This is a genomic window from Mycolicibacterium sp. 624, from assembly GCF_040548615.1.
Classification (GTDB): domain Bacteria; phylum Actinomycetota; class Actinomycetes; order Mycobacteriales; family Mycobacteriaceae; genus Mycobacterium.
Map to the genome: position 1 here is coordinate 384409 of NZ_JBEPRZ010000007.1, position 21529 is coordinate 405937.

Consider the following 21529-nt stretch of genomic DNA (forward strand, 5'->3'; position numbering starts at 1 on the left):
AAGCTGCGCGAGTGCGTTATCGCTTGCTGGGGCCGCTGCGCGTAACGCGTGGTGACGTGCCGGTGGACATCGGTCCGCCCAAGCAACGGGCCGTGCTCGCGGTACTGCTGCTGGCGCAGGGGCGCGTCGTGTCGGTCGATCGTCTGATCGATGCGGTGTGGGGCGAGGACGTCCCGGGCAGCGCGACAGCCAGCCTGCAGGCGTATGTCTCCAACCTGCGCAGGGCGCTGCGCGGTGGTGCCGAAGCCTCCGACGTGGCGTCGCCGATCGTGCGGCAGTCGCCGGGGTACTACCTCGACGTCGCGCCCGAGGACGTCGACGTCGCGGAGTTCACCACCCGCTGTGCCCGGGCTGGTGCGGCGATCGACGAGGCGCGCTGGGACGACGCGCTGTCGCAGGCCGACGCCGCGATCGCGCTCTGGCGCGGCCCGTTTCTGGCGGATCTGCGGGACGAGGAATGGGTGGGTCGTGAGGCGGCCCGCGTCGACGAGTTGCACAGAGACTGTCTGGACAGCAGGATCACGGCGCTGCTGGCGCTCGGGCGGGCGCCTGCCGCGCTGGCGGAGGCAGCGGAACTCAGTGCGGCCCATCCGTTGTCGGACCGCGCATGCTGGCTGCACGTGCTGGCCCTTTACCGGTCGGGCCGGACCTCGGATGCCCTCGGGGCGTACACGCGTCACGCCCGCGTGCTCGACGACGAACTCGGCCTGGAGCCCGGGGCGGAGCTGCGCGATCTGCAGACTGCCGTTCTGCGTCAGGCACCCGAGCTCGCCGCCTGGCCGCGGTCACCGGAGTGGACGGGTGCCGTCGAGCTCAACGCCACGCCAACCCCCGCCGTGCCCTCGGCCCCGGTGGCGGCGAGTGCTCAGCCGCAGTTGACGCTTATCGGTCGGCATCGCGAACTGGCCACGGTGGCAGAGGTTCTCGCCGATGCGGCGGGCGGGGACACGCGCTGGCTGGTGCTGTCCGGTCCGCCCGGTATCGGTAAGACCAGACTGGCTGAGGAGGCGGTGGCGCTCGCGGCGGCCGGCGGTGGGCAGACGATGTGGGTCAGCTGTCCCGATGAGCGCGCCACCCCGCCGTGGTGGCCGATGCGCCAACTGGTGCGTGCGCTCGAAGCCGACGTCGACGAGGTGCTGGAGATCGCCGCGCACGCGGACCCGGACACCGCGAGATTCCAGGTGTACGAACGGATTCAGCGTCTGGTGGAGTCATCGTCGGGGTTACGTGCCATCGTGGTCGACGACGTGCAGTGGGCGGACTCGGCCTCGGTGAGCTGTCTGGCCTATATCGCTGGCGCCCTGCGCGATCACCCCATCGTGATGATCCTGACGATGCGAGACGGCGAGCCGACACCCGAACTGGGGCGGCTGTTGGGGACAGTGGCCCGCGGTGCGCGCAACCGCCATGTGGAGGTGCCTGCGCTGTCCACGCGCGAGGTCGCTGCGCTGGCCACCCAGATCGCCGACGAGGTCGTCACCGATGCCGAGTCGGCGATGCTGGCCGAACGCACGGCAGGCAACCCGTTCTTCGTCTGCGAGTACGCCCGCCTGCCGCGTGACGAGCGAGCGGGCAGTGAGATTCCCATGGCTGTGAAGTCGGTGCTGGATCGGCGGCTGGCAGGCTTGGACCCGGCTGTGTTGCAGGTGCTCCGAACCGCGGCCGTGATCGGCGACGCGGTCGATGTGCCGGTACTGGCGGCGTCCACGCGGTTGGACATCGACACCCTTGCCGACTATCTCGACGAGGCAGCCGACGAGCGCATCGTGGTGTCCTCGCACGCCGGCGACGGTTACGCGTTCGCGCACGGTCTGCTGCGCCAGCAGTTGGTGGACAGCATGCCCGCGCTGCGCCGACAACGCTTGCACGCCAAGGTCGCCGAGGTGCTGGCCGATAGTGCCGAGGACGGGGCCGTGACCCGTCGCGCGCAGCACCTGGTGTCCGCGCAGCCCCTCGTCGAGCCGGTTGTGGTGGTCGACGCATGCCGTCGGGCAGCGGAGGAGGCAACCCAGCGCTGGAGTTCGGACATCGCCGGAAAGTGGTGGCAGGCGGCGCTGGACGCCTATGACCGGCTGCCGGCCTCGGCGCGTGACGACGGTGAGCGCGACGCCATGACGGTGGCGATGCTCGATGCCTACTCGCGCGCTGGCCGGGGTCGGTTGGTGCTGGCCGCTGTCGAGCGCTACCTGGTGGAGGCGTTGCGCGCCGAGCGGGCCGTGACGGTGGGCCGGGTGGCCAGTGCGTTGTTGCGTGCCAGTGGGGGCTGGCCGTGGTTGGCGCCCGGGCACGACCCGGGCAACCTGCTGGTGCTGCTGGAGCGTGCGGCCGTCGTCGCCGAAGTCGATGCCGGTGCGGGCGCGCGGGTGCTCGCGACATTGGCCGTCGGGCACTGCTATCACCCCGACCCGGCGGTGGCCGCGGGCTACCTGCAGCGGGCCGAGGAGTTGGCGGGGTCGGCGGGTGACGCCGAGGTGCTGGCCGACGTCCTGATGGGGCGTCTCATCACCTACTCCGGGGTGGCGACCCTCAGTCAAGAGACGCTGGTCTGGGCTGACCGTCTGAATGGGCTGCGGCACAGCAGGTTTCGGGAGGATGGCGTGATCGCCAACTCGGTCAGCACCATGGCCGAGATGAGTCTCGGGGACGTCGACGCGGCGGCCCGTCGGCTGGCGGCGGGCATCGAGGGCAGCGAGGATCTGCAGCTGCCTGTGCTGCGCGCCCAACTGCGGTGGATGGAGGCAGTGTTGGCCGGGTGGCGCGGCGACTTCGCCGAGGCCGAGCGCCATCACGGCATCGCCGCGCACGTGCACGAGCAGACCGAGCTCTACGAGGCGGGGAGCGGTCTGTTGGCGGCGGTGTCGTTGCTGCGGGATAAGGGTGGGCCGGTTGACCCGGCCTGGCCGACCGTCGCCGCACCCGCCGAGAGCGGCGGCCAGGGCATCGTGGGACTGGTCAAGACGGCGTTGATGACGGTGAACCGGGACGGCCCGCGCGCCGACGACGCGGCGGTGGAGATCCTGGAGGCCTGGGTCGCCGACCGCGGCCGCCCGCACGCGTGGACGACGCTGGGCCATGCGGTACTGCTTGCCCATCTCGCCGCGGACCGGCAACTGGCCCGGTTCTGCGTGCCGCTGCTCGAGGAACTGGAGCCTTTCGGTGACCGCATCGCGGTGATCGGTCAGGTCGGCACCGCGGGGCCGGTCGCGTTGGCCACCGCGCGGCTGCGTGCGCTGGCCGGGGATCGTGAGGGTGCCCGGGATGACCTCGAGCGCGCGGTGAGTATCGCGAAGCGCACGGGCGCGGCGCCGACGCTGGTGCGATGTGCGCTGCTGTCGGCCGAGCTGATCGAGGACGACGCGCAGCGGCGCGCGGCGGCTGCGCAGGTCGCCGTCGAGGCACGTCGCCTCGGCATGGTCGGGATGGCCGAGGCCGCCGACAACCTGGTCTGACGCCGACTTGGGCATTCCTTGGCCGATCGGCGGCGGGCGGGCCCCAGGACGCCAAGTTTTCACCAAGTGCGCTCGGTGATGCTTGCCGCCAATGTCAACCGACTTGGTGAGAGGGCTCTCGACGACCGTGACAAACACAGAACAGGCCACCACAGCACAGACCGGCACCGAACCCAGTGTGGAGGAGGCCCTCTACGGCTCCCTGGACGGGCTGCGGGAGTGGGTCGCAGCACCCGTCGCGTTACCCGGTGAGCGGGTGTACGAGCGGGCCATGCCCTGGAATCTCGCTGTGCCCGTGCACCCGGCTGCGGTGGTGCTGGCAAGTTCGGCGACTGACGTGGCCGCCGTCATGCGATTCGCGGCGGCGCGGGGCTTCCGCGTGGCGGTGCAGGCCACGGGGCACGGCGCGGTGGGGATTGGTGCCGACACCATCCTGGTGCTCACCTCGGGGCTGTCGGGCTGCGTCGTGGACGTTGTCGAGCGCACGGCACGGGTCGGGGCCGGGGTCATCTGGCAGCAGGTGATCGACGCTGCGGTCCCGCAGGGGCTGGCGCCGCCGTGCGGATCGGCACCGGGGGTCGGTGTCGTCGGCTACCTCACCGGCGGCGGGATCGGTCCGCTGGTGCGGACCGTCGGGCTGTCATCTGATCACGTGCGGGCGTTCGAACTGGTCACCGGCGCGGGGGAGGTGCTGTGGGTTACGCCCCATGAGCACGCCGACCTGTTCTGGGGTGTACGCGGCGCCAAAGCGATGCTGGGCATCGTGACGTCCATCGAGTTCGAGTTGCTGCCGATCACCGAGTTCTATGGAGGCGCACTGTACTTCGACGCAGCGGACACGGCCGCCGTGCTGCACGGGTGGCGGCAGTGGTGTGGCGACCTACCCGAGACGGTGAACACGTCGATCGCTCTGCAACAGCTGCCGCCGCTGCCTGGGATTCCGGAACCGTTGGCGGGCAAGTACACCGTGGCGCTGCGCTACACCGCACTCGGTGACCCGGCGGAGGCCCAGCGACTGCTGCAGCCGATGCGCGAACTGGCCACCCCGGTGATGGACACCGTCGGCGTCCTGCCGTTCGCGGCGATCGGCATGGTGCACGCCGACCCGGTGGACCCGATGCCGACCAACGAGGACCAGGCCCTGCTGCACGAGCTGACGGCCGGGGCGGTGGATGCCATCCTGACCGCGGCAGGCCCGACGTCGGGGTCGCCGCAGACGATTGTGGAACTGCGTCTGCTGGGCGGGGCGTTCGCCCGCGAACCGGACCACCGCAGTGCGTTCTGCCACCGCGACGCGGCCTACTCGCTGTCCGTGATCGGGGTGCTGGCTCCGCCGGTGGCCGACAGCGTGCCCGCGCACGCCGCGGCCCTGGTGGCCGACGTCGCGCAGTGGTCCACCGGTGGGCAGATGCCGAACTTCGCGCCGTCGAGCGATCCGGACCGGGCGGCCCGCTGCTACGGCCCGGACACACTGCACTGGTTGGCTGCGCTCGCCAAGCTCTACGATCCGGCCGGAATACTGGCCTGAGCACCCGATTTGGTGTGGCCCTGCGTCTTCTGTAACCTTGTATTTACCCGACGCGGGGTGGAGCAGCTCGGTAGCTCGCTGGGCTCATAACCCAGAGGTCGCAGGTTCGAATCCTGTCCCCGCTACTAGGTGATGTCGCAGGACATCGGAATAGCCGCGGACCTACTTCAGGTCCGCGGCTTTTTCGATTTGGGTCCTTTGGGTGCGCCGGTGGGTTGGTAGTCCCTGGTGGGGTCGAGGGTGAAGTCTCGTAGGACTCCTCTGGTGGCGACATTGATGACGGTGGTGTGGAGGTCCTGGATCAGGATCAGGACGCGGGTTCGGTGGTGGTGGCGGCCGACGGCGATGTGGTGCAGTCGGCCGTTGACGCGCAGGGTGATTGCTCCGGCTTGGTCGACGCGGTCGGTGCGGACGCGGTTGTGGGTGTCGATGCGTGTGGTGGGGTTGGCTTTGAGGCGGCTGGTGTAGATGACCGCTGGGGTGGCTTTATGCGGTAGGGAGCGGTGTGGGCGGTGGTGGTAGTCGTCGACGGAGGCGTTGAGTTGGTCTTGGAGTTCGGCGACGGTGCTGGCGCCGGGGTTGTCTGGTGAGTCATTTCTTCAACGTTGGGTGGAAGCGTCCGCCTTTTCCTCCGGCCAGGCGGGTTATGAAGACCATGCCGTTGTCGGTCGGTGTTGAGTAGGGGATGCCATGTTGGGCAACGGTTTTGGTGAACTCGTTGACGACGGCGATGCACGTCTGGACCGCGATAATGGAAGGGCGTGTCACATGGTCTGTGTAAGTCCTGTTGAGGCAAGGATTGCAGGACGTGACGACAGGCAAGGATGTGGATTCATCGCTGGTTGAGGCGGGTTCCACCGTGGAGATGGCCGAGGCGCTGCGGGCCTCGAGTGCGGTCGATGATCTGCTGGCTCAGATCGATACCGGCGAGGTAGCTCTGACCGGTGAAGGCGGGTTGCTGCCGGGGTTGATCAAGTTGGCCCTGGAACGCGGGCTGGCTACTGAGCTGACCGATTACCTCGGATACGAGAAGGGCGACCCGATCGGGCGGGCACTGCCCAACGCCCGTAATGACTCCTCACCCAAGACGGTGCAGCCCGGTGCCCTGGACGTGCCCCGGGACCGCGACGGCTCGTTCACCCCGCAGCTGGTACCCGCGGTCGGCGCTCGGAAGATCCTACGACCACGCCCTGGCTGCGGGCGCAAGCCTCCGCTCGTGTCAAGGCCAGGACCGCACTCGTGATTGCTGTTGTCAGCGGTCACGAGTGCGGTCCGTTGAGTCAAACCGATGAGCGGGCGGGGCCGAGGGAGCTACGCCGACGCTGCGCGCATGTGCCAGGACGGAAGCAGCAGCAGTCCGGTGAGGAAGGACAGAATCGCGAATGAGTAGAAGAGCACCTCCGGACCGAAGAAGCCTGGGATGAGTCCGCCGAGCACCGAACCGACGGCACCGAGCCCATTCACGAATCCCACGGCGGCACCGGCATGCTCCTTGGTTCCGAAGTCGACTGCGGCAGCACCGGAAATCACGGAGTCGGCGGCGTACATCGAGAGTCCGATCACTCCGAGCATGATGGCGATCATCGCGACGTTCCCCGTCGACGTGAGCGGGATGAAGGCTGCCGCCGCGATTCCCAGAATGACCGTGCTGATGACCGTTGCGGGGATGCGACGCGATTGGAACAGACGATCCGAGACCCAACCGACGAGAATGGGGCCGACGACGCCACCTACACCGAACGCGACCGGAACGATGATGGCCTGGAGGTTGCTGACCTGCGGGGCTCGCTTGAGAACGATGATGGGCCCCCACAGGAGAATCGCGTACCTGGACGGCTTGAGCAAGAAGTACGCGATGCCCAGTCGGAGCACCATCTTATCGCGCGCGGCGACCATGAAGGAATCACGAATACCCCGAAGCAATCCGACCTTTGCCGGTTCCTCCGTGATGATCGATTCGTCGGGTCCGTCGACGATCACGACCGTTGGATCGATCACGGCGGCCGTGGGTTGTCCTTGGCGTTGTGCTACCCACTCATCAAGGTCGACGTCGCCCACGCCCGCAGCCTCCGGGGTATCGCGCTGGGCGATCGCCGTGATGACAAGGACGACGGCTACGACGACAGCCGTGGAGATGAACGATGCGCGCCACGTGTGGAAGACGCTGTAGGACCACCATCCGGCGAAGGGGCCCGCGACCAGTCCGCCCAGCGCATAGTTCGTCGTCCACCAGCCAAACACCCGACCGCGCTCGCTGACGGCGAAGAACGCAGAAACGTTCTTGCACAGGGGAGCCCAGCCCGACGACTGCGCCAATCCTTGAGCGACCATGAGGAACGCGAAGCCGATGATGGCCGTCGTCACGCCGAGCAGTGCAGCGGCTGCCGCCGATACCGCCAGCCCGACGAGCAGAACACGGCGCGGCCCGTAGCGGTCCGCCAACGTTCCCCACACGAACTGGCCGACGGCGTACGCCGTCAAGTAGGTGGCGTCGAGGACGCCCATCACCGGTTCCGTCATTGCCGCCATGGTCGGATCGGCGAGGATGCCGACCTTGGCAGCGGAAAACGCCTGCCGGGTGAAGTACAGAGCGAAGTACACGAGCCAGGTGATCGCAAAGATCTGGATACGCCAGCGGCGCAATCGATCTACGGTCGTGTTGATGATCTGTTGCGGGTGGGACGACGTTGTCATGGAAAGCCCCTTATTAGTTGGTTGATTGGCGGTGACACGGGTCGTGACGTCGGGTCGACCAAGGCAAACCCCGGACTACGAGCACCGGGCGACGTACTGAGACCACGCGAGGTACTTACGCCCCAGCGCGCACGAGGCGAGCTGAGATTGCTTCGAGTCGCCACGCGACGGAAGAACGATCGGATAGCTTCCGCCTACGACCAGCCCCGCAATGGTCGTTCCGGGTTGACGTGCCGCCATCTTCACGATGCCGTTTGCGGACTCGATGTTCGGGCACACGACGAGATCAGCGGCTCCGGCCACGGGTGATTCAATACCCTTGATGGAGGCCGCATCTCGAGATAGCGCGACGTCGAGTGCGACGGGACCCAAGGTGTCGGCTCGGGCGCTGATGCGCTCACACACGACGGCTGCCTCGACTGATGACGGCATGGATCGATTGACCGTTTCGGCTGCCGAGAGCACCGCCACCTTGGGGCGCTGTATGCCCAGCGCCTGGAGGAGGTCGATCGCGTTGTTGGCGATCACCTCCATCAGATCCGGTGACGGAGCGACGTTGATCGCTCCGTCGGTCACGTAGAGCGTCTTGTGGTAGCTCGCTTCGGGCATGTAGATCGCAAAGACATGACTGAGACGACCTGACTCCTCCGAGGAGCATCGGTTGCGGAGGACGGCACGCATCAGGACATGTGTCTTGACGTTGCCCTTGATCACCAGCCCGACGTCCCCTGCCTCGGCCATCGCCGCCGCCCGATCGGCGGCAGCGGCGTCGTCGTCGACGTCGTGAAACACCCAGTCAGGCGGTTCGATACCGGAGCCTCGCAAGAGGTTTGTGAATCGTCGCCGGTCGCCTATGACGACGGGGGTGATCAGACCAGCCGCGTACGCACCATGAACGGCGTGCAGTGACGTCGCGCTGAGCGGCTGCACTACTGCTGCCATGGCCGGACCGAGATCCACCGGCGGGGGATCTTGCAGTGGCGTCGGCCCGCTCGATGCCGTCATGCCAGATCAGCTTGGGCCCGCGTGACCCAAACTCGATGTAGGACTGCTTCGTATGACGACAGCTCATCGGTGACTGCGGTCCCATCCTTCGCGGCATCGTCCCAACGCCGGAGTTGGGCTGCTTCTTCGTGGAACGGTTGGGATTGAAACTCCGCTACCTCCGCTGGTGTCATGGGCCCACCCTGGCGAGCGAGCGACCGGACCGAGGCGGGGCTGAGGCTGTCGCCGTAGGTGGGGTCAGTCGCGACGAGGTAGCGCTTCGCCGGAACGTGTTGACCGACCAGGTAGGCCGCACGCTCTGAGATGTGTTCGGCGCAGAACAACCCGCCGATGCGTTCGTGCACACCATCGCCGTAGTGCGCGAGAACGGCTGGTGCACGGCCGATGTCGTGCAGGAGGGCCGCGGCGATCATTACGTCGTCGCGGCCGTCGTCTCGCGCGCGCTGAGCGGTTTGCAACGCGTGCTGCAACTGGTTGACGGCTTCGTCTTCATAGGGGCTTTCCTCGGCGAGCCGCAAGATGTCGACGGTGGCGGTAACCGAGAAGTGTGGGCTGGACAATGGATCTGGCCTCTCTGTGGCGGGGAACACGCACACACTTAACTCGCACCAACTTGACTAGTCAAGTGTGGAAGTCACTTCGCCTGCGATGCGCAGAAGTTCCGCACGGGAGGACATCGCCCGACTGATAGACCGGCCGGCCGCGAAGAATGTCCGAGGGCGCCGCCTTGCGCGCCCACCTCGATCGAGTGACCGGATCGGAGTGTGGATCGAAGTCGATTGCGTCGCGCCACTGGGCGGCACTCGTTGGATGCGTACGGACGTCGTCAAGCCGAGCGGATCCTTCGACGTTGCCCGTGCGGTAAAATCTCGCCCGAGTCGCGAGGCCTGCCGGGCAATGAGAAGGTCGGCGCACGGGGTGGCTCGTGGACTGTCACGGCGCGGAGTTGCAACAGAGGGGTGTCAGTTGGCCGACGGAGCCTTGCCGCGGTATCAAACGATCGCGAATCTCCTCGAGCAGGAGCTGGCACTCTTGGACCCGGGGTCGCAGGTCGCGTCGGAGAACGAGTTGGCGAGGCGCTTCGCGGTGAATCGGCTTACTGCTCAGTCCGCTCTGGAGGAGCTGGAGCGCAGATACGTCGTCCGGCGCAGCAAGGGCAAGGGAACGTTCGTGGCGCGCCGGCTTCCGTATGTCGTCAGCCCAGGGTCCTCGCCGAGTTGGAGCGCAAGCGTCAGGGCTGCGGGGGGTGATCCGAGCATCTCCACGATCTCCCTACGCGAGCGCCCAGCCTCGCAGGCTATCGCCGATCAGTTGAGAATCGAACGGGGTCAGCGGGTATTCATTCTCGTCCGACGGCGGTTCGTCGACGGACTGATCGCGGCGTGCACCACCAGCTATCTGCCCGGCGATCTGTTGCCGCGCTTCCGTTCACGGCTTGAGGACGGTGCCTCGTTGCACGGTGTGCTCGCGGATTGCTACGGCATCGAGCCGATCCGAGCCTGGGTCAAAGTGGAATTGAGGCCAGCGCCCTCCGACGTGGCTGTGCATCTCGAGCTGCGCGGGGCGCCGATGATTCATCGACTGTCGGCCGTCCTGGAAGAACCCCGTTCGCGAGGGCGAGTGATCGAGTTCGGTGAAACGTGGCTACGACCCGACACGGTGGACCTCATCATCGAGATGAAGTGAGCGTCCACCGCCGAGATGGGTCGGCCGCGACGTTGAAGTGCTCGGTCTTCCGGTGCCTGCGGGACGAACCGCGTGCGGGGACCGAATCACTTGTTAGAGGTGTCTCGGTTCGGTTTGCTGAATAGTGGAAAGCTCGTCCGTTCGAGGCGCTGTCGAAAGCAGTTGCTCGCCGACCGCGCACGTATCCGTCCATCGCCGGCGTGGGAAGGCGCACGGGGCGTGGGGCCGGGAGAGGTGCTCTTCGTCCTCGATTCGCACGGCCCCGTTGATATCACGATCCCTCGGTGATTGGGAGTCTTCTGAATGCCTAGTGCGACGACAAGCACCCGCCGTTCCACTTGATTAGTCAAGTATGGCACGCTAGCGTTGTCATCTCCGGCTGGCGGTCGGCCGGCGCCGCTCCTGCTGAACGGTAGCCGTCCAGGGGCCGCTGAAACAAGAGGACGAGTTGCTGATGACGTCGCAAGATCCAAACGTCGCACTGGTTGGGCCCGGAGCCATCGGCACGACCGTGGCGGCGGCGCTGCACGAGGTCGGTCGTACGCCGACGATCTGCGGACGCACGGCGCACGGACGTTTAGAACTGCGCGATGACGACGGATGTGTCGTCGTGCCAGGCCCCGTCCGGATAGATCCGACGGAGGTCAACGATACCTTCGACCTGGTGTTCGTCGCGGTGAAGTCAACTCAGGTGGAAGCAGCAGCTCCCTGGTTGTCGGCTCTGTGCACTGCCAAGACCGTTGTGTGCGTGCTGCAGAACGGTATTGAACAACGATCGCTCGTCGAGCCGCTGGTGGCAGGCGGCCCGGTGCTGCCCGCGGTCGTGTGGTTTCCTGCCCAACGAGGACCCGATGCCTCGGTGTGGCTTCGCAGTGAGCCGCGCCTGAGCCTGCCGGACACGGCAGCGGCGAACGTCGTGCTCGCCGCCCTCCGCGGCACTCGAGTCTCGGTCGACGTCGCCGCGGACTTCGCATCGGTTGCATGGCGAAAGCTTCTTCAGAACGCGGTCGCTGGCCTGCAGGTTCTCACCGGGCGTCGTGCCGGCATGTTCGCCCGCACCGACATCACCGCGCTGTCCCTGGCCTACCTGAAGGAATGCGTGGCCGTTGCACGTGCCGAGGGTGTGTCACTGGGCGACGAAGTGCCCCAGGAGATCGTCGACAAGTTCCACGCTCTTCCAGCCGACATGGGCACCTCCATCCTGGCCGACCGGGAGGCGGGCCGGCGTCTCGAATGGGACAGCCGGAACGGAGTCGTGCAGAGGCTCGGGCGCTCCCACGGTATTCCCACACCGATCAGCGATCTGCTCGTGCCGCTCCTGGCGGCTGCCAGCGACGGGCCCGGCTAGTCGCGGACCCTTCTTGCCCGTCAATCACACTGAGTAGGGTCAGGAGCCTGCATTGAATCTCGACCTCACCGGCCGTGTCGCCCTCATCGCGGGAGGCAGCAAGGGAATCGGCCGCGCGATCGCCTTGGAGTTCGCCGGGCTCGGTGCGTCGGTCGCCATTGGCGCGCGCGGTCGAGAAGCGTTGGAGGAGACGGCAAGTGAGATCGGAGACGTCGCTGGAGATCCGTACGTCTTCCAAGGCGACCTGTGTGCGACGGCAAGCATCGAACAGATGACGGACGAGGTCGCCACGCACTACGGTCGCATCGACATCCTCGTCAACAACGTCGGGGACTCGATCATGGGCCACGACTGGCGCACCGGAGACGACGAGTGGTCCGCCATGCTGGAGACCTCGCTCATGAGCACCGTCCGCTGTTCACGGGCCGCGATCCCGCACCTGCTGAAGAGCAAGTACGCGCGGATCGTCAACATCTCGTCGGTCAACGGGCACCAGCCACCGGCCGGCCGCGGTGACTACAACGCCGCCAAGGCGGCTGTGCTCGCGTTCTCCAAGACCATGGCCAATGAGTTGGCTCCCACGGTGACCGTGAACAGCATCTGCCCGGCCCGCATCGACACGCCGCTATGGCGGCGGATGGCCGAGACCATGGTGGACGACTCGCGGACGACGGTTGACTCAGTATTGGCCAGCGTGGCCAAGGTGGACATTCCGATGGGCCGATTCGGGATGCCAGAGGAGGTCGCGGCACTGGCAGCCTTCCTCGCATCAGATCACGGCGCGTGGATCACCGGCGTGGCCTACAACATCGACGGAGGCTACACCAAGGCAGCGGTCTGAGTCATCCGACGGCGGTAGGCCCACACGCGGTTCTGCCCTCCCAGAACATAAGTGGTCGAGGCAAGCGCACCGCAACCGTGGAGGACGCGTGGTGGGACGGAGTGGAGGTGCGTGCGAGCCATGCCTCCATGCGGGAGTTAGCCGAGACGGCGCATACTCGGAGTCACATGAACGACACCGTGGTCACCTTGCATTCCCGTCGCGCGCTGGTAGGTGGGCGGGAGATGGCGTACCCGTTCGTGACCATTCGCGGCGGCATCGTCGAGGAAGTGTCGCGACACAGCCCCCGCCGCAATCAGGTCACCGAGATTCGATCACTCGATCTCATTCCCGGTGTCATCGATCTGCACAGCGACACCCTCAGTCGGAGGCGACAACCCCGACCAGGCACTCGGTTCCCCCTCGGATCCACCGTCGCGCAGGCTGACACGGAGGCGATCTCTAACGGAGTGACGACACAGTGCCTGTGCGTCACGATCGATCGAGACCTGACCGTGTGGGGAGACGTCGCAGATCCCCTGGAATGGCTAAACGCCCTTGAAAGCCAACGAAGTCGGCTCAGGACGGATTGCTATCTGCACGTGCGGTTCGAACTCAGCGCGGAGCTACTCCCGCTACCCGGACGACTCCTCGACAGCGGAGCTACCCGGATGGTCTCCTACATGGTTCACGCTCCCGGCGTCGGGCAGTACGCCCATGACCGCTTGGCGTGGCAGGAGCTCTACCTGCGCTCGCACCCTGGTGCCCCCGAAGAGAGAGCACGCCTAGCCTCCGCGCGCCGGGTGCGCGCCCAGGACACCTCTGCTGCGAGATTGCGTGTTGCCGAGGCCGCACGCACCGCCGGGATCCCGCTGGCATCGCACGACGACGTCACGCCCGCTGATGTCGTGGCGGCAGCAAGCGTGGGGGCCTCGATCTCGGAATTCCCCCTGACCATCGAGGCGGCGATCGAAGCTCGCCGGCTCGGCATGTCGGTGGTGGTCGGAGCCCCGAACGCATGGCAGGGCCGGTCGCACCTCGCCTGGCTGTCTGCGCGCACGGCAGTCCGCGCGGGCATGGTCGACGCAATGGTCTCCGATTACCATCCAAGTTCGATGCTGGAGGCTGCGTACAGCATCGTGCGAGACCAATGTGTCTCTTGGGCTGATGCGCTCAACCTCGTGACCCGGGGACCGGCGCGACTCGCCGGGTTCAGCGACCGTGGCGAGATCGCCGAGGGTCTTGTCGCCGACATCGCCGCGGTGGATGTCACAGCAGGCACGCCGTTGGTACGACAGGTGTGGCGCAACGGGGCTCCGCAACTGGGACTCGTATGAGAACACCTCACCCACCTGCGAGAACCGGATGACGGCTCGCTCTATGCGGTTTCGACTATGGCGCCGATAGGCAGATGACGGGTTCTGCGTGACCGCGATCACGGGCAGTGTGCAATGTGACACCATTCACGTAGCCATCAGGAGAGCCCAACGTGGGATCGACCTCGTTCACCGTCAACGGTCGCACTTACTCAGCGCCCGAGTCGCCGGCCGTCGTCATTTGCATCGACGGCAGCGAGCCTGACTATCACGTCGCGGCGATGAAGGCCGGACGCATGCCGTGGTTGACCCGCACGCTGGATGGACCCTCGAGCAATTGGCCTGCGCACTGTGCGATGCCCGCGTTGACCAACCCCAATAATGTCTCGATCGCCACTGGGCATCCACCGGTCGTGCACGGCATCAGCGGCAACTACCTCTTCGACCCGGAGACCGGTGAGGAGACGTTGATGAACGACAAGCGTTTCCTGCGTGCACCGACCATCTTCGCCGCTGCCAACGAAGCCGGGCTCGACGTCGTCGTCGTGACGGCGAAGAACAAGCTCCGACGAATCCTCGGCGCGGGCTTGGTCGAGGAGGGACCGAGCCTTGATGGCGGTCCGGGGTTCGTGGCACCGTCACGGACTGGCATCTGCTTCTCAGCAGAGAGCGCCGACGACGCGACCTTGGCGGAGAACGGCATAACGGACGTGCCTGCCCTCGTCGGCAAGCCCCAACCAAGCGTCTATTCAGCTGATCTGAGCGAGTTCGTCCTTGCGGCGGGCGTCGCTATTCTCGCTTCACGACCCGTCGATCTGATGTTCCTGTCGCTCAGCGACTTCGTCCAACACAAGCACGCACCGGGTACCGACGTCGCCAATGACTTCTACGCGATGATCGACTCCTACGCCGCACGACTCGATGAGCTCGGGGCGACGGTGGTGCTCACCGCCGACCACGGCATGAGCGCCAAGAGCGACGACGCAGGCCACCCTCGCGTCGTGTACGTCGAGGACGAAGTGCGCCGAATCTTGGACATTGCAAGATCTTCCAGCGATGGCGAGGGCGACGACGGAGTGCGTGTCATTCTGCCGATCACGGATCCGTACACGGTTCACCATGGCGCGCTCGGCTCATTCGCCAGTATCTACGCGCCCGTCGGCGCGGATCGCAACTCGCTGATCACCGCCCTCCGCGCCCTGGGCGGCATCCAGGCGGTACATACCCGGGACGAGGCTGCCCGTCTGTATGCCCTTCCACCCGATCGGATCGGCGACATCGTGGTGCTGGCCGAGGCCGGAACGGCTCTGGGGCGGTACGCAGAATGGCATGACCTGAGCGGTCTCGACGCCCCCCTGCGCTCGCACGGTGCGTTGGGGGAGTTGCAGATTCCCTTCATCGTCAATCGCGAACTGCCGAGACCGCCCGCACTCGACGAGCCTTACGGCGACCTCGCCTACGTGCACAACTACGACGCCTTCTGGGTGGCGACCACCCTCACCGCACAGCAGCAGAAGACAACATCCCCCGTCGAAGCAATGGTCAGCACTACAGAGGATCGGTGAAACAACGATGTCCAGCACGTTCCAGAAGCCCTCGGAATTCGATCCTGTCGAAGTATCCGAACAGACGTACTCGCGCCTCAAGTGGCGCATGCTGCTGGCCGCGATGTTCTGTTACCTGTTCTTCTACACGGGCAGACAGACTTTCGGGTTCGCCATCCCTGGCCTCCAGGCGGATCTGGGGCTCAGCAAGACCACGCTCGGCGCAATCAGTGGCGCCATGCTGTGGTCCTATGCGCTCGGACAGATGATCAACGGCAACCTCGCGGACAAGTGGGGCGGCCACCGCCTGATGACCGCGGGCGCGGTGGTTTCGACGATCCTGAACTGGTGCACGAGTTTTGCGGTCGGCGCCAAGACGCTCGCGGTGCCGTGGGCAGCTAACGGATTCGTCCAGGCAGCAGGCTGGCCGTCCGGTGGTCGCGTCATCTCCAACTGGTGGGGGTCGCACGAACGCGGAAAGAGCTTCAGCTTCTACACCTTCGCAGCCGGCATGGCGTCGGTTCTCGCTTTCGTCACCTCGACCCTCGTGGTCGACACCTTCCACCTCTCGTGGCACTGGATCTTCCGAATCCCGGTCCTGCTCATGCTCGTCGGCGGCATCACCTTCTATCTCGTTGCCCGTGAGAGTCCGAAGGCCGCCGGTGTCACGCCGCCGGCGTCGCACACGGCGCGAGATGTCATCGACGAGGAGCCACAGGTCGATGGCGAGGATCAGGAGCGGTCGCTGACCCGGTACCGGTTGGTACTACGCAACCGGAAAATCTGGTCCACGGGCGTCGCGATCGGTTTCCAGAACGCCGCGCGTTACGGATTGTTGATCTGGGTGCCGGTGCACTTCCTGGGTTCCGACTGGAAGTCGGGCGACGGCGGGATCAGCCCGCTGTGGATCACGGTGGCACTGCCTTTCGGTATGGCCGTCGGGGCGTTGACGAACGGCCAGTTGTCCGACCGGTTCTTCGGCTCGCGACGCGACCGGCCCATCATGCTGTTCATGCTGGCCGGCGGCATCTGTGCCGTGACCCTGTGGCTGGCCGACCTGGGCACCTACGGCGCAATGGTGGTGCTGTTCCTCGCCGGATTCTTCGTCTATGGACCGCAGTCGTCGTTCTGGGCTCTGTGCCCGGATCTCGTGGGCAAGCGGATGGCCGGCACGGCCACCGGAGTGGTCAACTGCTTCTCGTACGTCTTCGCAGGCGCCGCCGAGCCGCTCATCGGTCACCTGATCGACGGCACCAAGGACACCTCACTGGTCTTCCCCATCGTCGCCACCAGCTGTGTGCTGAGCGCTGCCGCCGCATTCACGATCAGACGGTGACCCGCTCGACGGCGCGACCACGCCAAACAATCAGTTTCACAACAGATGCCGCGACCGTGTTCCGGACATCCACGACAGTTTCAACCGAGGAGAGAAGTACATGCCCGTAGTGCCCTTGAACGCGATTCTCAAGCCCGCGTTCGACGAGAGGTACGGCGTCCCCGCGATCAACGTGTTCAACGACTTGACGATGGAGGCGGTGCTGGCCACGGCCGTCGCGGAACGTTCTCCGCTCATCGTGCAGACGTCGGTCAAGACCGTCCGCAGCGCCGGAGCCGCGACCCTGTTCGCGATGTGGGAGGCGATGACCGCGGGCATCGAGGTGCCGGTGTCGCTTCATCTCGATCACTGCCCGGACCGCACGGTGATCACCGAATGCCTTGAACTCGGCTGGAACTCGGTACTCTTCGACGCATCCGAGCTTCCGGTGGCCGAGAACCGGCGTCAAACGATCGAAGTCGTCGCCGAAGCCCGCCTGCACGGCGCTCACGTCGAAGGCGAGATCGAGTCGATCACCGGAGTCGAGGACGACCACGGGTCCGACGAGGAGGGTCAACGCCAGACATTGGAAACCGTGCTCGACTTCATCGAGGGCACCGGTGTGGACGTCTTCGCCCCCGCCATCGGGAACGCGCACGGCGTGTACAAGCAGGAACCCGTACTCGACTTCGCGCGCGTGGAGGACATCGTCGAGGCGACGAGCGTCCCCATCGCACTGCACGGCGGCAGTGGGCTGACGGAGCCCGACTTCACCCGCTTGATCTCGCTCGGGTGCGCGAAGGTGAACATCTCCACGGCCCTGAAGATGACGTACATGCGGGCCGGCCTGGACCACCTGCGGGAGGCCGAGCGCACCGACAGGTGGGATCCGCCATCACTGTTCAAGGACACCGCGGGGCAGATTCAACTCATGGTGTCGGATCTGATGCGGCAGTTCGGAAGTGCGGGGGCCGCGTCGTGACCGGTGCGGATTACACGCTGATATTCGACTGCGACGGAGTGCTGGCCGACACGGAACGACACGGACACCTGCCGGCGTTCAACGGCGCGTTCTCGGAACTCGGCATTCCCATGCGGTGGAGCGATGAGGAGTACGCCGAACTCGTCCGCATCGGCGGCGGTAAGGAGCGCATCACCGCCGCCTTCGCCGATCCCCGCCACCAGGTGGCGTTCGGGGAGGACGGTCCAGCCGCCGATCTGGTCCCCCAAATCCACAAGGTGAAGACCGCCATCTACCGTTCCCTGGTCGCCGACGGTGTGGTGCCGCCACGGACCGGAGTGGCGCGCCTGATTCGCTCGGCGCTGTCGGACGGATGGCAGGTTGCCGTGGCATCGACCTCCGCGCCGGAATCCGTGCGCTCGGTTCTCGACTCCATCGTGGGACACGGAGCAGCAGAGGACATACCGATTTTCGCCGGTGACGTGGTGCCTGCGAAGAAACCCGCACCGGACATCTACCTACTCGCACTGGACCGCTTGGGTGCCAACCCCGAGACCACGATCGTCGTGGAGGACAGCGCCGTCGGGATGCGCGCAGCTATATCAGCCGGACTGGCGTGCATCGTCACACCAAGCAGCTACACGCTGACAGAGGATTTCACACCTGCTGCAGCCGTCGTGACGTCGCTGGGTGACGCAGACGAGCCGACGAAGGTCCTATCCGACCCCTACCGAGTCGATTTCGGAGACACCATCGATACCGAGGCGTTACGGCGGCTTCTAGCCCGATGCCGCCAACCGCTTACCTCAACACACCGGGAGTAGTCATGAGTTCCTTTGAATCAGTACGTGCAGCAGTGCGAGTCATCGCGGACACTGCGGTGCAGAACGAACAGTACTTCTGCGACTTGGATGCGGTGGCGGGCGACGGCGACTTCGGCTACTCGCTGGCGCGCGGTTTCGAATCGGTAATGGAGAACTGGGACGCGATCGACGACTCCAATCCGTCGAGCTTTCTGCGGGGGGTGGCGACTACCCTGGCGACCCGGCTCGGCGGAACCTCCGGTCCGATCTGGGGTACCGGCTTCATGCGAGCCGGTGCAGCGGTCAAGGATCGCCCAGAACTCGACCTGCACGATGCCCACGCCATGATTGACGCCGCCATCGGCGGGATCGAACACCGTGGAGGCGCCACGGCCGGGGACAAGACCCTGCTCGATGCGCTGTACCCGGTGCGCGACGAACTGTCGGCGGCAATGACGCGATCCGACGCTCCGCACGCCGTCGCCGTCGCGGTTGCAGCAGCCGCCCGCCGAGGTGCCACCCACACCAAGGCACTCAAGGCCAGCCGCGGGCGGGCGAGTTACGTCGGCGATCGCAGCATCGGATACGAGGACCCCGGTGCAGTCGCCGTCGCGCTCATGGCCGAGAACATCGCAGGGCTCTGGTCATCGGGTGTGAATCCCGACCCGTCTGTCCCACTACAAAAGGAATCAGCACGATGAAGCGATTCGTCAACGATCCGAAGGACTTCGTCGCCGAGATCCTCAACGGGATCGCCCGCGCCAATCCGCACACCCTGCGCTACGAGCCGAAGTTCAACCTCATCGTCCGTGCGGATGCTCCGGTGCCCAACAAGGTTGCCATCGTGCAGGGCTCGGGGTCCGGGCACGAGCCGGCCCACGTCATGAACGTGGGGCCGGGCATGCTCGACGTGGCCTGCCCAGGAGACGTCTTCGCCGCGCCGCCAGTTGATTACGTGCTGGCGGCGATCCGCGAGGTCGCCACGGACGCGGGTGTCCTGCTCCTGGTGAACAACTACACCGGTGACAAGATGGCCTTCGAGATGGCGCAGGAGATGGCCACCGATGAAGGCATCAAAGCCCAACTGCTCTTCATCAATGATGATGTCGCGGTGCAAGATTCGACCTACACCGTCGGACGGCGCGGTGTCGCCGGCAACTTCTTCGTCATCAAGGCGGTGGGCGCCGCCTCTGAACGAGGCCATGAGCTCGACGCCGTCCGTACCATTGGTGAGCGGGTGAACGCCAATACGCGCTCGCTCGGCATCGCGCTCACAGCGTGCTCGCCTCCGGCCAAGGGCGCGCCATTGTTCGAGTTGGCCGCTGACGAAGTGGAATTCGGTGTCGGCATACACGGAGAGCCAGGACGCCGACGGGAGAAGTTGCGTTCCGCCAACGAGATCATCGACGAGATGGTCGACACCGTCGTCGCCGACAAGCCCTACGAACCGGGTGCTCGAGTGGCACTGATGATCAATGGGTTGGGCTCGACGCCGATCAGCGAGCTCTACCTGCTCTATGGTCACGCCCACGAGCGACTCGTCGGCAAGGGGCTACAGGTGGAACGGTCCTACGTCGGCAACTACTGCACCGCGTTGGACATGGCCGGGGCATCGATCACGCTCGTCGAACTTGATGACGAAATCGCCGAACTGCTGGATGCGCCCGCGTCCACCGCGCTGCGGATCTACTGATCCAGGATGCGACTCGGCATATTGACCAGCGGCGGCGATTGCCCCGGCTTGAACGCCGTGATCCGCGGCGCAGTACTGCAAGGCACCCGCGCATACGACGACGAGTTCGTCGGCTTCAAGGACGGATGGCGGGGCGTGATGGAGCGCGATCACGTCCCGCTGGACTGGCGCGCGGTGCGTGGGCTCAACCGCCGCGGCGGCACGGTATTGGGGACGTCCCGGACCAACCCGTTCGCGGCCGGGACGGACGATCCCACCGTGTACAGCGTGTTGACCGACGCCGGCGTCGACGCTCTCATCGCGATCGGCGGTGAGGGAACGCTCTCGGTCGCTGCGGAGTTGCAGCGGGGCGGTGTCAATGTGATCGGTGTGCCGAAGACCATCGACAACGATCTGTCGGCCACGGACTACAGCTTTGGGTTCGATACTGCGGTGGAGGTGGCGACCGAGGCGATCGACCGGATCCAAACCTCGGGGGAGGCACACCACCGGTGCATGGTCGTCGAGGTAATGGGCCGCAACGCAGGGTGGATTGCGTTGCATGCGGGTCTCGCGTCCAGCGCGCATGCAATCCTCATTCCGGAGGTGAAGGTCTCGGTCAAGCAGATCTGCACGTGGATGGAGAGCACGAGAGATCGTGGCCGCACGCCGCTCGCGGTCGTGGCCGAGGGCTTCTCGCTGGACACCATGGACACACCGCACCATCGGCACGGCCTTGATACGTTCGGCCGGCCGCGACTGGGCGGCATCGGCGACGTCCTGGCCTCACTCATCGAGGAGAACACCGGCATCGAGACACGCGCAACCACACTCGGATACATCCAGCGTGGCGCGGTCCCCACCGCGTTCGACCGCGTCCTTGCCACGCGAGTCGGCATGGCAGCGGTGCGCTCGGCGCATGAGGGCAATTGGGGAACCATGGTGGCCATTCACGGCACCGGCCTCGTCAACGTCCCGCTCGATGACGCCGTCACCGAGCTGAAGACCGTACCGACCAGCCGCTACGAAGAGGTCCTCACCCTGTTGGGATGACCGCCGGCGGAGGGCATTCGACGACGAACGCCGGATCCCGCATCACGTTTCGGCTGACACCTCGCCAGGCGCGATTCGTCTGGCAGGATGACGCAACCTGCCGCGGAATGGACACAGCTGCGTTCTTCCGGGAGCTCGTGGGTACCAGCGCCCAGCAGAAGTCGGCGATGCGACCGCAAGTCGCCGTCACTGTTGCGGTGTGTGACAGTTTCCCCGTACAACAGCGTTCGAGAGGAAGTTCCATGCCCATCGCCACGCCCGAGGTCTACGCCGAGATGCTGGGCCGTGCCAAGGAGCACTCCTTCGCGTTCCCGGCCATCAACTGTGTCGGATCC

General features: G+C 65.9%; 18 protein-coding genes, 1 tRNA gene and 1 pseudogene. 16 read left to right on the forward strand and 4 right to left on the reverse strand.

What is annotated here, in order from left to right; genetic code table 11:
* The first annotated feature begins 11 nt into the window (after positions 1-11).
* The 4 genes from ABIA65_RS26630 to ABIA65_RS26645 all read left to right on the forward strand — a co-directional run bounded on the left by ABIA65_RS26630 (position 12) and on the right by ABIA65_RS26645 (position 5474).
* A complete protein-coding gene (locus tag ABIA65_RS26630; RefSeq protein WP_354525405.1) occupies positions 12-3449 on the forward strand; it encodes an ATP-binding protein in 3438 nt (1145 codons plus the stop codon).
* 127 nt (positions 3450-3576) lie between these two features.
* The gene (locus tag ABIA65_RS26635; RefSeq protein WP_502919621.1) at positions 3577-4977 is read left to right on the forward strand and encodes an FAD-binding oxidoreductase; all 1401 of its coding nucleotides are present in this window, start codon (positions 3577-3579) and stop codon (positions 4975-4977) included.
* Positions 4978-5028: 51 nt separating this feature from the next.
* Positions 5029-5102, forward strand: a tRNA-Met gene (locus ABIA65_RS26640).
* A 162-nt stretch (positions 5103-5264) separates the two neighbouring features.
* Positions 5265-5474: a hypothetical protein gene (locus ABIA65_RS26645; protein WP_354525406.1), complete on the forward strand. Its 210-nt coding sequence runs from the start codon at positions 5265-5267 to the stop codon at positions 5472-5474.
* Positions 5475-5568: 94 nt separating this feature from the next.
* Here the strand turns inward: ABIA65_RS26645 and ABIA65_RS26650 are convergent, their stop codons facing one another.
* On the reverse strand, positions 5569-5745 hold the full coding sequence (locus ABIA65_RS26650; protein WP_354525407.1) for a hypothetical protein: 177 nt from the start codon (positions 5743-5745) through the stop codon (positions 5569-5571).
* Positions 5746-5785: 40 nt separating this feature from the next.
* On the opposite strand from ABIA65_RS26650, the pseudogene ABIA65_RS26655 reads away from it, so the two are divergent.
* Positions 5786-6154 (forward strand): annotated as a pseudogene (locus ABIA65_RS26655) (transposase); the annotation flags it as partial.
* Positions 6155-6288: 134 nt separating this feature from the next.
* On the opposite strand, the gene ABIA65_RS26660 reads toward ABIA65_RS26655, so the two are convergent.
* The 3 genes from ABIA65_RS26660 to ABIA65_RS26670 all read right to left on the reverse strand — a co-directional run bounded on the left by ABIA65_RS26660 (position 6289) and on the right by ABIA65_RS26670 (position 9236).
* Positions 6289-7671, reverse strand: coding sequence for an MFS transporter (locus tag ABIA65_RS26660; RefSeq protein WP_354525408.1), 1383 nt, complete (start codon positions 7669-7671; stop codon positions 6289-6291).
* Positions 7672-7746: 75 nt separating this feature from the next.
* Positions 7747-8676, reverse strand: coding sequence for a phosphate acyltransferase (locus tag ABIA65_RS26665; RefSeq protein ID WP_354525409.1), 930 nt, complete (start codon positions 8674-8676; stop codon positions 7747-7749).
* On the reverse strand, positions 8673-9236 hold the full coding sequence (locus ABIA65_RS26670; protein WP_354525410.1) for an HD domain-containing protein: 564 nt from the start codon (positions 9234-9236) through the stop codon (positions 8673-8675). Before ABIA65_RS26670 ends, ABIA65_RS26665 begins: the two co-directional genes overlap by 4 nt.
* 406 nt (positions 9237-9642) lie before the next feature.
* Between ABIA65_RS26670 and ABIA65_RS26675 the strand changes: the two genes are divergently transcribed.
* From ABIA65_RS26675 to ABIA65_RS26725, 11 genes are all read left to right on the forward strand, one after another.
* Positions 9643-10362, forward strand: coding sequence for a GntR family transcriptional regulator (locus ABIA65_RS26675; RefSeq protein WP_354525411.1), 720 nt, complete (start codon positions 9643-9645; stop codon positions 10360-10362).
* Positions 10363-10816: 454 nt separating this feature from the next.
* Positions 10817-11710 carry an oxidoreductase gene (locus ABIA65_RS26680; RefSeq protein ID WP_354525412.1) on the forward strand — a complete coding sequence of 298 codons (894 nt, stop codon included), beginning with the start codon at positions 10817-10819 and terminating at the stop codon, positions 11708-11710.
* Between the two features lie 52 nt (positions 11711-11762).
* Positions 11763-12551, forward strand: a complete 789-nt coding sequence (locus ABIA65_RS26685; RefSeq protein ID WP_354525413.1) for an SDR family NAD(P)-dependent oxidoreductase — start codon at positions 11763-11765, stop codon at positions 12549-12551.
* A gap of 167 nt (positions 12552-12718) precedes the next feature.
* Complete coding sequence (locus ABIA65_RS26690; protein WP_354525414.1) at positions 12719-13867, forward strand: alpha-D-ribose 1-methylphosphonate 5-triphosphate diphosphatase; 1149 nt, start codon at positions 12719-12721, stop codon at positions 13865-13867.
* Between the two features lie 152 nt (positions 13868-14019).
* The gene (phnA, locus tag ABIA65_RS26695; protein WP_354525415.1) at positions 14020-15411 is read left to right on the forward strand and encodes a phosphonoacetate hydrolase; all 1392 of its coding nucleotides are present in this window, start codon (positions 14020-14022) and stop codon (positions 15409-15411) included.
* Between the two features lie 7 nt (positions 15412-15418).
* The gene (locus ABIA65_RS26700; protein ID WP_354525416.1) at positions 15419-16726 is read left to right on the forward strand and encodes an MFS transporter; all 1308 of its coding nucleotides are present in this window, start codon (positions 15419-15421) and stop codon (positions 16724-16726) included.
* Between the two features lie 100 nt (positions 16727-16826).
* Positions 16827-17687, forward strand: a complete 861-nt coding sequence (locus tag ABIA65_RS26705; protein ID WP_354525417.1) for a class II fructose-bisphosphate aldolase — start codon at positions 16827-16829, stop codon at positions 17685-17687.
* Positions 17684-18490, forward strand: coding sequence for an HAD-IA family hydrolase (locus ABIA65_RS26710; RefSeq protein ID WP_354525418.1), 807 nt, complete (start codon positions 17684-17686; stop codon positions 18488-18490). The genes ABIA65_RS26705 and ABIA65_RS26710 overlap by 4 nt, the downstream gene beginning before the upstream one ends.
* A gap of 2 nt (positions 18491-18492) precedes the next feature.
* The gene (dhaL, locus tag ABIA65_RS26715) at positions 18493-19170 is read left to right on the forward strand and encodes a dihydroxyacetone kinase subunit DhaL (RefSeq protein WP_354525419.1); all 678 of its coding nucleotides are present in this window, start codon (positions 18493-18495) and stop codon (positions 19168-19170) included.
* The gene (dhaK, locus tag ABIA65_RS26720) at positions 19167-20162 is read left to right on the forward strand and encodes a dihydroxyacetone kinase subunit DhaK (protein WP_354525420.1); all 996 of its coding nucleotides are present in this window, start codon (positions 19167-19169) and stop codon (positions 20160-20162) included. The genes dhaL and dhaK overlap by 4 nt, the downstream gene beginning before the upstream one ends.
* Before the next feature lie 6 nt (positions 20163-20168).
* The gene (locus ABIA65_RS26725; protein ID WP_354525421.1) at positions 20169-21194 is read left to right on the forward strand and encodes a 6-phosphofructokinase; all 1026 of its coding nucleotides are present in this window, start codon (positions 20169-20171) and stop codon (positions 21192-21194) included.
* The last annotated feature ends 335 nt before the right edge of the window (positions 21195-21529 follow it).

Bases quoted from the DNA above. Each gene is read 5' to 3' on its own strand.
- ABIA65_RS26690 (WP_354525414.1), top strand. From the start codon at position 12,719: ATGAACGACACCGTGGTCACCTTGCATTCCCGTCGCGCGCTGGTAGGT.
- ABIA65_RS26705 (WP_354525417.1), top strand. From the start codon at position 16,827: ATGCCCGTAGTGCCCTTGAACGCGATTCTCAAGCCCGCGTTCGACGAG.
- ABIA65_RS26680 (WP_354525412.1), top strand. From the start codon at position 10,817: ATGACGTCGCAAGATCCAAACGTCGCACTGGTTGGGCCCGGAGCCATC.
- ABIA65_RS26660 (WP_354525408.1), bottom strand. From the start codon at position 7,671: ATGACAACGTCGTCCCACCCGCAACAGATCATCAACACGACCGTAGAT.
- ABIA65_RS26725 (WP_354525421.1), top strand. From the start codon at position 20,169: ATGCGACTCGGCATATTGACCAGCGGCGGCGATTGCCCCGGCTTGAAC.
- dhaL (WP_354525419.1), top strand. From the start codon at position 18,493: ATGAGTTCCTTTGAATCAGTACGTGCAGCAGTGCGAGTCATCGCGGAC.
- dhaK (WP_354525420.1), top strand. From the start codon at position 19,167: ATGAAGCGATTCGTCAACGATCCGAAGGACTTCGTCGCCGAGATCCTC.
- ABIA65_RS26700 (WP_354525416.1), top strand. From the start codon at position 15,419: ATGTCCAGCACGTTCCAGAAGCCCTCGGAATTCGATCCTGTCGAAGTA.
- ABIA65_RS26665 (WP_354525409.1), bottom strand. From the start codon at position 8,676: ATGACGGCATCGAGCGGGCCGACGCCACTGCAAGATCCCCCGCCGGTG.